Raw genomic sequence first — 11,521 nt, 5'->3', positions numbered from 1 at the left:
CCTTCGGTATTTCGTGTTTCCAACCTTACCAGATCCGTTTTCCGTTCCGTTCCCGGTTCGGATTTCATCTCCGGCCCCCTGTTGGAGCGGGGTTTTGCGCGCCTTCCGGCGTGATCACTACTTTAGCGGATTTCCCCCCGGCCTCCTAATCGGAGTCCGAAGCCATCCCGTTCCGAATTTCGGCACGCCGAAATCCATCCCGTTCAAGGGCCGTGCAGTAGAGAGTGCCGCCGGTGCGGCGTGAGTGGCTGCCTCGGAACCGTCAGGCTCGCGTGGCAACCCGGAGAACACTACCCATGGGTCAAATCCATGTCAACCGCCGAGGTCCGGCCCTCAGTCGAGGTCGCTGAGGCGGCCGCCGGCGTCCGGCTGGGCCTCCTCGACCCGGCGCAGCAGGCGGGTGAGCATCTCACCCAAGTGGTGCCGTTCGTCGCCCGAGAGGTCCTGGAGCAGCTCGGCCTCGAAGACCGTGGCCATCCGCATTGCCTCCAGCCACTTCGTGCGGCCCTCTTCGGTGATGCCGACGATGACGCGGACGCGGTTGTTCTCGTCCCGTTCCCGGGTGACGAGGCCCTCCGCGACCATGCGGTCGATGCGGTGGGTCATCGCGGCCGGGGTGAGGCCGAGGCGCTTGGCGAGATCGCCGGGGCCCATGCGGTACGGGTCGCCGGCGAGGACGAGGGCCTTGAGGACCTCCCACTCGGCGTTGTTGATGCCGAGCTCACAGGTCTGCCGCCCGTACGCGACGTTCATGCGGCGGTTGAGGCGGCTGAGGGCCGAGACGACCTTCTCCACCTGCGGATCAAGGTCTTGGAACTCGCGCTGGTAAGCCGCGATCTGTTCGTCGAGGCTCGGCTCGGGGGCGCCGGGGGTGTCAGCCATGAGCCGCAGTATGGCACGAGTGATTGGCGTTAAAGCCCTTCTCTATGTACTCTTTAGCTTCGAAGTTTAGTGTTGAAGTCTTCAGGCTTGGACTGTCCGGCTCCCGTCGGCCCGATCCAGGCCCTCTTGGCTTCCTCCCCTCTTCCTTTGAACCCCTTGAACCTCTTGAACCCCTTCCCTCCCGCGATCGACCCTCGATCGCCTTTGGCCTAGGTAGGTGAGTGTGACCACCGCGATGGGCGCAGCGCTGCGCCGGATCCAGCTGGGTAACGCGTTGAGCGCGTTCGGCAATGGCTTCACCGTCCCGTTCCTGTTCATCTATGTGGCTCAGGTGCGGGACCTCGGCGCGAGCACGGCAGGCATCGTGCTCGCGACGTTCGCCGTGGCCGCGCTCGTCGTGCTGCCCTTCACCGGTCGGGTCATCGACCGGCGAGGTCCGCTGCCTGTTGCCGTCGCCGGTACGGTCTCCGCCGCCGTCGGTTCGATGGGGCTCGGGCTCGCGGACAGCGAATCGCTCGTCGTCGCCGCGGCCGCCGCGCTCGGTGCGGGTATCGCGGTGATCCAGCCCTCGCTGGCCACGATGATCGTCTGGTGCTCGACGCCCACCACGCGGTCGCGCGCGTTCGCCACGCAGTTCTTCCTCAACAACCTCGGCCTGGGCGTCGGCGGTCTGCTGGGTGGACAGCTCGTGGACGTGTCGGACCCGTCGAGCTTTGTGCGGCTGTTCGCGATCGAGTCCGTGATGTTCCTGGTCCTGGGTGCGGCCATCGCGACCGTACGGCTGCCGCAGGTGCCCAAGGTCGAGGACGCGGTGCCGACCGACGACCCCAAGGGCGGATGGCGGGCACTGCTCGCGGACCGGGCGATGGTGCAGCTGTGCGGGCTGGGCTTCGTGATGTTCTTCGCCTGCTACGGACAGTTCGAGGCGGGTCTTGCCGCCTTCGCCGTCGAGGTCACCCGGATCTCGCCCGCGACGCTCGGTATCGCCCTCGCCGCGAACACGGCCGCCATCGTGCTGGCGCAGTTCGTCGTGCTGAAGCTGGTCGAGCGGCGGCGCCGCAGCCGGGTCATCGCGCTCGTCGGTCTGATCTGGACCGTGGCGTGGGTGGCCGCCGGTGTCTCCGGGCTCGTACCGGGGGCGCACGGTGTCGCGACCGCGCTGCTGATCTCGACGTACGCGCTCTTCGGTATAGGCGAGTCGATGCTGTCGCCGACCATGGCGCCGCTGGTGGCGGACCTGGCGCCGGGGCGGCTTGTCGGTCAGTACAACTCCGCGTTCGCCCTGGTGAAGCAGTTGGCGCTGGCGATAGGCCCCGCTGTGGGCGGGCTGATGGCGGGTGGCGGCATGTACGTCGCGTACATCGGGATGCTGATCGCCTGCTCGCTCGGCATCACGGTGCTGGCGCTGCGGATGGGCCGACGGCTCACCCCGGCGCAGGAGAATCCCCTGCGGGTTCCGGCACGGCGCGCCGCGATCGTCGCTCCGGTCGAGGTCACCCGCGAGAGCGAGCGGACGACCGTCTCCGTCTGACCTCTTATACGTATGAACGCTTGTGGCCCGGAAACTTTCGTTTCCGGGCCACAAGCGTCTCTTTTACGCGTGAGCCGTTCCGGTGTGGACCGTCCTCGTCGGGAGGGCGAATTCGCACCACACCGCCTTGCCGCCGCCAGGGGTGCGGCGTGATCCCCAGGAGGAGGCGATGGTGGCGATGATCGAGATGCCGCGGCCGGCCTCGTCGGCCGGCTCGGCACGGCGGCGGCGCGGGAGGTGGTCGTCGCCGTCGGTCACCTCGATGATCAGCCGGCGGTCGGTGCGGCGAAGGCGCAGCCGCATGGGCGGTGTGCCGTGCTGGAGGGAGTTGGCCACGAGCTCGCTCGCGGCCAGGACGCCCAGGTCGCGCAGCTCGGTCGGGAAGCGCCAGCTGACCAGGACGCCCGAGGCGAAGGCGCGGGCGCGGGGAGCCGCCTCGACGCCGCCGAGCAGTTCCAGGGCCGCGTTGTGGAAGAGCTCGGCGTCGTGGCCCGTGCGGGCGGGGTGCTGGAGGACGAGCACGGCGACGTCGTCGTCGTGGTCCGCGGTGACGCCGAGGGCGCGGATGAGGCGGTCGCACATGACCTGGGGCGAGCCGGTGGCGCCTGCGAAGGCGCGCTCCAGGGCTTCGACGCCTTCGTAGATGTCCTCGTTACGGCGTTCGACCAGGCCGTCCGTATAGAGGACGGCGCTGGAGCCGGGGCCGAGCGGCATGGTGCCGGAGGTGTGGAGCCAGCCGCCGGTGCCGAGCGGGGGGCCGGTGGGTTCGGCGGCGCGGCGGACCGTGCCGTCGGGGTCGCGGACCAGGATGGGGAGGTGGCCCGCGGAGGCGTAGACGAGGCGGCCCTCGTTGGGGTCGTGGACGGCGTAGACGCAGGTGGCGATCTGCGTCGCGTCGATCTCGGTGGCCAGGCCGTCGAGGAGCTGGAGGACCTCGTGCGGCGGCAGGTCGAGGCGGGCGTAGGCGCGTACGGCCGTGCGGAGCTGGCCCATGACTGCGGCGGCGCGCACTCCGCGGCCCATGACGTCGCCGATGACCAGTGCCGTGCGGCCGGCGCCGAGGGTGATGACGTCGTACCAGTCGCCACCGACGGCGGTGTCCTTGCCGCCGGGCTGGTACGTGGCGGCAACGCGCAGGTCGTCGGGCTGCTCCAGCTCCTGGGGGAGGAGGCTGCGCTGCAGGGTGACGGCGGCCTCGCGCTGGCGGCGCTCGCTGGCGCGCAGGCGTTCGGCGGCCTCGACCTGGTCGGTGACGTCGGCGGCGAAGACGAGGACGCCGGGCTGGGTGGCGTCGGCGGCGCCGACCGCGATCGGGGAGCAGGTGAAGGTGTAGTAACCGTGGCGGGGTTCGGGGTCGGTGGCCGTCGGCGTGTCGTCCGCGCGTGCGTCGGGGCGGGTGTCGGTGGGTGGCGTGGTGCGTGTGTCGGTGGTGACGCGGCGGGATTTGACCGTACGGGGCTTGCCGCTGCGCAGGACCTGGTCCATGAGGGGGAGCAGGCCCAGCTCGGTCAGCTCGGGGAGGGCCTCGCGGGCGGGGGCGCCGGGGGCGCGGGGGCCGAAGAGGGCGGCGTAGGCGTCGTTGACGTAGGCGAGGCGGTGGTCGGGGCCGTAGACGACGGCCACGAGGGCCGGGACCTGGCCGAGGATGTCGTGGACGGAGAGCCCGTCGAGGGTGGGGACGGGGCTTTCCGCTCCGGGGAGGGGCGGGGTCGCTTCGGCGCGGGCGGCGGGCACGGAGCCGCCTGCCGCGGGTGCGGGTTGGGGGGCCGCGGCGGTGCGGTCGGTGCGCGCCGCGGCTCGGCGCTGAGTTCCGGGGAGCCGGGCGCTCCAGCGGGTGAAGTTCACAGAGGATTACCTCGCGGAGTCGTTCCGGACCAGCTCGGCGACGTGTGGTGGCTGAGCCGCGCGCCCGGCGCGGGGCCGCGGTTGGCGGTGCGGGGGCCTGCCCCCGGGGGAATGCTGCAAACGTCCGAATCCTCGTAATTGTTACTCTTCGCAGGGACGGGCCCACCCATGGTCACACGAACAGTGTGGCCGACCGGACTGACATCCGTCAGACGTCGACCCCCTGTGGGGGAGTTCCCAGGTCCGGTTGCGCGCCCACGACCTGCTTCAACTCGCTTCCGGATGACGGCCGGTGTCCGCGGCGAGTTCGAATTCGGCGCGCGGGTTCTCCAGCGAGCCGAGCGAGACGATCTCCCGTTTGAACAGCCCGGTGAGGGTCCATTCGGCCAGGACACGCGCCTTGCGGTTGAAGGTGGGGATCCTGCTGAGGTGGTAGGCACGATGCATGAACCAGGCGGGGTACCCCTTGAGCTTCTTGCCGTAGACGTGTGCGACACCCTGGTGGAGACCGAGTGAGGCCACGGAGCCGACGTACTTGTGCCGGTAGTCCTGGAGCGGTTTGCCGCGCAGGGACGCGAGGACGTTGCCGGCGAGGATCTTGGTCTGGCGCACCGCGTGCTGGGCGTTGGGCGCGCACATCACGCCTTCCTCGTCGGCCGTGAGGTCCGGCACGGCCGCCGCGTCGCCGCCGCCCCAGGCGTGCTCGACGCCCTTCACCGCGAGGGCGGGCGTGCAGGCGAGCCTGCCGTGTCCGTTGAGCGGCAGGTCGGTGGCGGCGAGGATGGGGTGGGCCTTGACCCCGGCGGTCCAGACGAGCGTGCGCGTGGGGAAGCGGGATCCGTCGCTGAGGACGGCGACGCGGTCGGCGCAGGACTCCAGACGGGTGTCGAGGCGTACATCGATGTTGCGGCCGCGGAGCTCGCGGAGGGCGTAGCGGCCCATCTCCTCGCCGACCTCGGGGAGGATGCGGCCGGTCGCCTCGACGAGGATGAACTTCAGGTCGTCGGGCCGGAGGTTGTGGTAGTAGCGGGCGGCGTAGCGGGCCATGTCCTCCAGCTCCGCGAGGGCCTCGACGCCGGCGTAGCCACCGCCGACGAAGACGAAGGTGAGGGCCGCGTCGCGGATGTCGGGGTCGCGGGTGGAGGAGGCGATGTCCATCTGTTCGAGGACGTGGTTGCGCAGGCCGATGGCCTCCTCGACGGTCTTGAAGCCGATGCCGTGGTCGGCGAGGCCGGGGACCGGGAGGGTGCGGGAGATGGAGCCGGGGGCGAGGATCAGCTCGTCGTAGTGGACCTCGATGGCGCCGGTGCCGTCCTCGCGGGTGGCGAGCGTGCTGATGGTCGCGGTCCGTTTGGCGTGTTCGATGGAGGTGACCTCGCCGATGACGACCTGGCACTTGGAGAGGGTGCGGCGCAGCGGGACCACCACGTGGCGGGGGGAGATGGAGCCGGCGGCCGCCTCGGGGAGGAAGGGCTGGTAGGTCATGTACGGCTCGGGGTCGATCACGATGATGTGGGCCTCGCCCCGCCTGGCCTTCCGCTGGAGGCGGAGGGCGGTGTACATCCCGACGTAGCCGCCGCCGACGATCAGAATGCGCGCCGGTTCCTTCACCAAGGCCCCTCCTCGCGAGGTCGCCCGGCCCGAGGGGTGTCCGGCCGGGTGCCGGGTCACCCCGGCAAAGCACAGCTTGTTCCCATGACGCACCCCCGGCGGCGGTTTGTCCACAGGCCCGGCGAAATGTATGACTGGCCGCGGAGCTGATCCCTCCGCGGTCGGGGCGCCGGGGCGGATGACAGGCGTGCAGGTCAGAGTGGCTGCGGTGGGGTCGTGAGGTGGTGCAGAATCAGGGCGGAGGGGGCCCGTACTCCAATCGGGGGTGGCCTGTGCGGAACTACCCCTTCTTTCTTGACCGGGGCTCAACTATGTTCGTACTTCGTCGGGGTGTCAGAGACGTGCCCCGACAGTCAGGGCGGGGAGTCTCCGGGGGGAGACGTCATAACCGGGGGAAACATATGCATATTCAGAGCTCTCATTGGTCGGCTGCTGTCGCGTCCGCCGAGACCAACGGCGGCCGGAGCACACCGCTGCGCGTCGACGCGCAGCGCAACCTCGAGCATGTGCTGCGAGCGGCGCGCGAGGTCTTCGGTGAGCTGGGGTACGGGGCGCCGATGGAGGACGTGGCGCGCCGGGCCCGTGTAGGGGTGGGGACGGTCTATCGCCGGTTCCCCAGCAAGGACGTGCTGGTCCGGCGGATAGCCGAGGAGGAGACGGCGCGGCTGACCGAGCAGGCCCGTACGGCGCTGGGCCAGGAGGACGAGCCGTGGTCGGCGCTGTCGCGCTTCCTGCGCACGTCGGTCGCCTCGGGCGCGGGACGGCTGTTGCCGCCCCAGGTCCTGCGGGTCGGCGTCGACGTGGACTCCGAGGAGCGGGTCGAGCCGAGGGTGCCGCAGCAGCGGCAGCCGGGTGTCACCGGGGGCCAGTTGCATGAGCTGCGGCTCGTCGAGCCCCGGCCGGCTCCGGTCGAGGAGCGGGACGACTCGGGTGCGGCGGCGCTGCTGGAGGTCGTCGGACGGCTGGTGGACCGGGCCCGGGCGGCGGGTCAGCTGCGGCCGGACGTCACGGTCGCGGATGTGCTGCTGGTGATAGCGACGGCCGCGCCGTCGCTGCCGGACGCGGTGCAGCAGGCCGCCGCGTCCTCGCGCCTGCTGGACATCCTGCTGGAGGGACTGCGCTCGCGGCCGGCGGAGTAGGCCCTGGGGCGCCTTTGTGAGGACGCCCCTGGGGCGTCGTTGTGGAGGCGCCGTGGGGACGGGCGCGCCCAACTGTCATCGTTGGGCGCGTTCGAGCCGGTCTTCCCCGTTCGGGTGATCGCTAGTACTCCAGGTGCACGAAGACACCACGGATGAGTGGTTGGCACGCATGCTGCTCTCGTGATGAGCGGCACTGTGTCACGCTTCCTGATGTTCAGGTGTACCGGCGTGTACAGGGGCCTCCGCTATGGGTGTTGACGGCCGGAAAGATCCGCCCGGGAGCGACGAGGAGGGCGACTCACTCCTCCCTCGCCACCTGCCTGTGCACAACAGCCCGTCCGTCTCCTCGCCGGTCGCTCCCGACCCGGCCGGATGCACCCGCGACGCGAGTGTGCCGCGGCAGCGTCACGGCAGGCACCGCGGCGGCATCGGCGGCGACGGTAGGAGCCACAGTGCCGGTTCCGGCAGTGGTGACTCCGGCGGTCGGCACTCCGACGGCCGTGGCAGTGAGCCGGATGCCGGCGCCGAGGTGCCGCCGTCGGACATCGAGCTCATCGCGCGGATGCGTACCGGTGACAGCAAGGCGTACGAGGAGCTCTATCGGCGCCATGCCGCCGCGCTCCGCCGGTACGCCCGTAGCTGCTGCCGTGACGACCACACCGCCGAGGACCTCACCAATGAGGTCTTCGCGAGGACCCTCCAGGCGGTACGGCGCGGGGCCGGTCCCGATTCGGCGGTGCGCGCCTATCTGCTGACCACGGTGCGGCGCGTCGCGGCGTCCTGGGGGAAGACCACCAAGCGGGAGCAGCTCGTCGAGGACTTCGCGATCTTCGCCTCCTCGGCGGCGGCCGTCTCCGCCTCCGATGACGACACGCTCGACCCCGGCGCGGACGTACGGGCCATGCAGGAGGCCGAGCGGTCCCTGGCGGTGCTGGCGTTCCGCAGTCTGCCCGAGCGGTGGCAGACGGTGCTGTGGCACACGACGGTCGGGGAGGGCTCGCCCAGTGAGGTCGCGCCGCTGCTGGGGCTGACGCCCAACGCGACGGCGGTGTTGGCGCACCGGGCGCGCGAGGGGCTGCGACAGGCCTACCTCCAAGCGCATGTGAGCGCGTCGCTGACGTCCGGCGGTGACTGTGCGCGCTACGCGGACCGGCTGGGCGCGTATGCCCGGGGTGGCCTGCGGACGCGGGCCGAGCGGGGCATGCGGAAGCATCTGGAGGAGTGCGCGCGCTGCCGTACGGCGGCGCTGGAGGTCGCGGACGTCAATGAGCGGCTGCGCGCGCTGCTGCCGGTCGCGGTCGTCGGTTGGTTCGCCGCCGGCTTCTCGGTCAAGGCCGCGGCAGGACTCGCGGCGGGTGCCGCGGGCGCCGGTGCGGGTACGGCGTTGGCCACCGGCGGGGGCGCGGGCGCCGGGGGCTCCGGGGCGGGTACGGCGTCCGGGGGCGCGGCGGCGGGCGAGGGGCTGGGTGCGCCGGCGAAGCTCGGTATCGCGGCGGGTGCGGTGGTCGCGGCCGGCGCCGTGGCCGCGTACGCCCTGATGGGCCACTCCCCCGAGCCGCCGAAGAAGCCGCAGGCCAAGGCGACGGCACACCCGGCCGTACCGGCGCCACCACCACGCAAGCCAACGGCGAAGCCCACGCCCACGCCGACCCCTGCGCCCACGCCCAGCGCGACACGGGCTCCGGCCCCGCCTCCGCCCGTACGGAAACAGCCCGTCGCCGCTCCTCCGGCACCGCCGGCGAAGCCCCGGCCGTCGCCGTCGCCCTCCGCGCCCAGCCCCACGGCGCCGAAACCGAAACCGCCTCCCCCGCCGCCCAAGGCACCGGCGCCCCGGCCGTCGCCGTCGCCCACCCCTCCGCCGACGCCCCCTCCCCCGGCCCCAGCAGCCGTCTATCAGCTCGACCAGCTGAACTATTCGGGCCTCGGCGACGGCACCGAGCCCGAGATCCGGCTCGCCGGGAGCAGCTGGCTGTGGCAGCGGTACGACCTGCGGATCGGCGGGGTGGCGTACCCCCATGGCGTGAGTGTGCACGGCATGTCGTCGGTGACCATCGACCTGAACCGTTCCTGTACGTCCTACGACGCCATGGCGGGCATCGACGACATGGCCTTCGGGCTCGGCGCCGTGCGGTTCTCCGTCTACGGCGGCGATACGCGGCTGTGGCAGTCGGAGGTCGTGCGGGCCGGGGAGGCGGCGGTGCCCGTGCACGTGCCGCTGTCGGGGTACGAAACGCTCCGGCTGATCGTGGAGCCGAGGTCGGCGATGGGGACCGCGGCGGTGGCCGACTGGGCTCGGTCGCAGATCACTTGCGGTTGAGGACGCCTCTCTCCACTCGCCTTGTCCCGCGCGTCACAGGCTGGGGCGCGGGACCACCCCGCCCGCGACCGCTCGCTGGCGCGGTGCCGCCGAGCCCGTCCAGCAGGTGCCGCGCCGGGCGAGCAGGCGCCGTAGCCACAGCTCGGTGGAGACCAGTTCCGCGAGGCCGTCCAGCGGCAGCGCCTGGCCCTGTGCCGCCGCGTGCAGGGCGGCTCGTACGACCCTGGCCTCGACGAGTCCCGCGTCGGCCAGCAGCGGTGCGTGGAAGAGCTCCAGCAGCGGTCCCACGGAGGCCCTGATGCCCGCGCGGACGGCCGCGACGTGCGACGCGTGCGTGGTGGCACCCCAGCCGGCCGGCAGTTCGCGGACGCCGGAGCCCGCCAGGACCGCGCGCAGTACGGAGGCGCGCGCCCCCGGCTGCACCCGGAGCGCCTCCGGGAGCGCGCGGCAGGCCCGTACGACCTGGTTGTCGAGGAAGGGGGCGTGGAGGCGCTGGCTGCGGACCTCGGCGGCCTGTTCGAGTACGCGGTGGTCCGCGGCGTGCCGGGCGAGCGCGGCGGCGGCGCGGCGCTCCCCCGGGCGTTGCAGGAGACCTGTCGGGCGGACGGCGGCCGCCTGGAGGCGAACCGATACTTCGGCGAGCGCCTCCCCCGTCAGCCAGCGCGCCGCCGGCCCGGGGCGGCACCATGTGAGGGCGGCGAGCGAGGCGTCCACGGCCCCGCCCGGCCCCGGCGGGCCGGAGGTCGCCACCGGGTCGTCCATGGTGGGGAACTCGGGCGCCAGCAGCTGCCCCGCGGCCGTCTCCAGGCCCTCCCGGTAGGAGGTACGGGCGAGTCGGCGCGCCGCGCGGTAGACGGTGAAGGGCACGAAGAGGGAGTGCGTCGACGGGCCGTCGGCCCGGGCGAGCGCCGAGACGGGCCGCAGCAGGTGGCGCCGGCCGCGGTCCATCAGCAGGTCGGCGAGGCGGGCGGGGTGGGCGTCGAGCACTTGTCGCGCGCCGTGGCCGACGAGGTGGTCGGCGCTGCCCGCCACCAGCCGTCTGCGGTGGCGTTCGGCGGTGACGAGGGAGGGTCCGGGTTCGTCGGTCAGCGGGCCGCTCGCCAGGTCGGCGTACGGGAGGGCTTCCTCGCCCGCGGCGACGACGATGTGGTGCAGGCGGGGGTTCGCGGCGATGGCGCGGGCCCGTTCGAGCTCCGCCTCGCGGGCGCGGCTGCCGCCGGCCGCGAGGTCGTTGAAGGTGACGGCGAGGAGTCGTTCGCCTGCGCCGGTGCCGTGCCCGAAGGGCGTTCCGGGGACGCCGGGCAGTCCGGCCGCCAGGAGCGCCAGGGTGGCGGAGGCGCTGCCTCCGGAGAGGTCGGCGCCGATGCCGGGGGCGGGCCCGCCGCGGGCGGCGCGCCGTTGGGCGGGGCCCATGCCGGGTACGGGTCCGGGGTCGAGGTCGCCGAAGCGGTGGTCCGGGGCGTGGCGGGGGGCCGCGAGGCGGGCGCGTACGGCTTCGACGAGGGCGTCCCTTATGCCTTCGACGGCCTGGTCGGGGGCGAGTTGGGGTGCGGCGACGGCGAGCGAGGCCGTCGGTTCGTACCCCACGATGTCGCGCGCGCCGTCGCGCAGCACCAGGGCGTGCCCCGGCGGCACGCGCCGTACGCCCCTGTAGGGCGTGCCGTCGCCGAGGGCCTCCGGGGAGTCGGGGCAGGCGAGGAGCGCGGCGAGGTGACCGACGTCGAGCTGGGCCTCGATGAGGTCGGCGAGCGGCAGCGCGGCCGTGGCGTAGGCGGTGCCGCCGGCCCATGCCGTGTGGAAGACGGGCCGGGCGCCGGCGAGGTCGCCCGCGACGGTGATGCGCCGTCCGACCTGGACGACGGCGGTGTAGCCGCCGGGCCACGCGGTGAGGTGACGGAGCGCGCCACCGCGCGCCGCGATCAGCCCGACCCGTAGCTCCTCGTCGCCGGCGCCGCAGCGGCCGAGGACGGCGAGGCGGGTGAGCGGGTCGATCTGGACGACGCGCACCTCGTCGGGTCGCCAGTCGCCGACGGCCCACAGGGGTGCGGGGTCGCCCCACAGGAGCTGTGCGCCGACGGGGTGGACGGTCGGGACGTCGTGGTGTCCGGGGCCGTCGCCGTAGGACGGCGCGGCACGGGGACCGGTCCCTGAGGCGGTGCTGCTCCACCCCACCAACCAGCGCATCGCCGCCTCCAC

7 protein-coding genes are annotated in these 11,521 nt (G+C 72.7%); 3 read left to right on the top strand and 4 right to left on the bottom strand.

Translation table 11 applies throughout. The features are described from left to right. Positions 1 to 333: 333 nt before the first annotated feature. Positions 334 to 882 (bottom strand): MarR family winged helix-turn-helix transcriptional regulator, encoded by a 549-nt coding sequence (locus tag ACZ303_RS03525; RefSeq protein ID WP_467334570.1) that lies wholly within the window; start codon positions 880 to 882, stop codon positions 334 to 336. Positions 883 to 1,105: 223 nt separating this feature from the next. Between ACZ303_RS03525 and ACZ303_RS03520 the strand changes: the two genes are divergently transcribed. Further along, positions 1,106 to 2,413, top strand: a complete 1,308-nt coding sequence (locus tag ACZ303_RS03520; RefSeq protein ID WP_467334621.1) for an MFS transporter — start codon at positions 1,106 to 1,108, stop codon at positions 2,411 to 2,413. Positions 2,414 to 2,476: 63 nt separating this feature from the next. Here ACZ303_RS03520 and ACZ303_RS03515 read toward each other — a convergent pair whose 3' ends face one another. Together ACZ303_RS03515 and ACZ303_RS03510 are read right to left on the bottom strand one after the other, a co-directional pair. Next, positions 2,477 to 4,258 (bottom strand): ATP-binding SpoIIE family protein phosphatase, encoded by a 1,782-nt coding sequence (locus ACZ303_RS03515; protein WP_467334568.1) that lies wholly within the window; start codon positions 4,256 to 4,258, stop codon positions 2,477 to 2,479. A gap of 267 nt (positions 4,259 to 4,525) precedes the next feature. After that, on the bottom strand, positions 4,526 to 5,869 hold the full coding sequence (locus ACZ303_RS03510) for an NAD(P)/FAD-dependent oxidoreductase (RefSeq protein ID WP_467334567.1): 1,344 nt from the start codon (positions 5,867 to 5,869) through the stop codon (positions 4,526 to 4,528). A 401-nt stretch (positions 5,870 to 6,270) separates the two neighbouring features. On the opposite strand from ACZ303_RS03510, the gene ACZ303_RS03505 reads away from it, so the two are divergent. Both ACZ303_RS03505 and ACZ303_RS03500 read left to right on the top strand, forming a co-directional pair. Further along, complete coding sequence (locus ACZ303_RS03505) at positions 6,271 to 7,008, top strand: TetR/AcrR family transcriptional regulator (RefSeq protein WP_467334565.1); 738 nt, start codon at positions 6,271 to 6,273, stop codon at positions 7,006 to 7,008. 247 nt (positions 7,009 to 7,255) lie between these two features. After that, positions 7,256 to 9,325, top strand: coding sequence for a sigma-70 family RNA polymerase sigma factor (locus tag ACZ303_RS03500; RefSeq protein ID WP_467334563.1), 2,070 nt, complete (start codon positions 7,256 to 7,258; stop codon positions 9,323 to 9,325). Between the two features lie 33 nt (positions 9,326 to 9,358). Here the strand turns inward: ACZ303_RS03500 and ACZ303_RS03495 are convergent, their stop codons facing one another. After that, positions 9,359 to 11,509, bottom strand: a complete 2,151-nt coding sequence (locus ACZ303_RS03495; protein WP_467334561.1) for an asparagine synthase-related protein — start codon at positions 11,507 to 11,509, stop codon at positions 9,359 to 9,361. Positions 11,510 to 11,521: the final 12 nt, after the last annotated feature.

Source organism: Streptomyces sp. NPDC023527, assembly GCF_055560115.1.
This window is presented reverse-complemented; position numbering and strand designations above follow the sequence as displayed.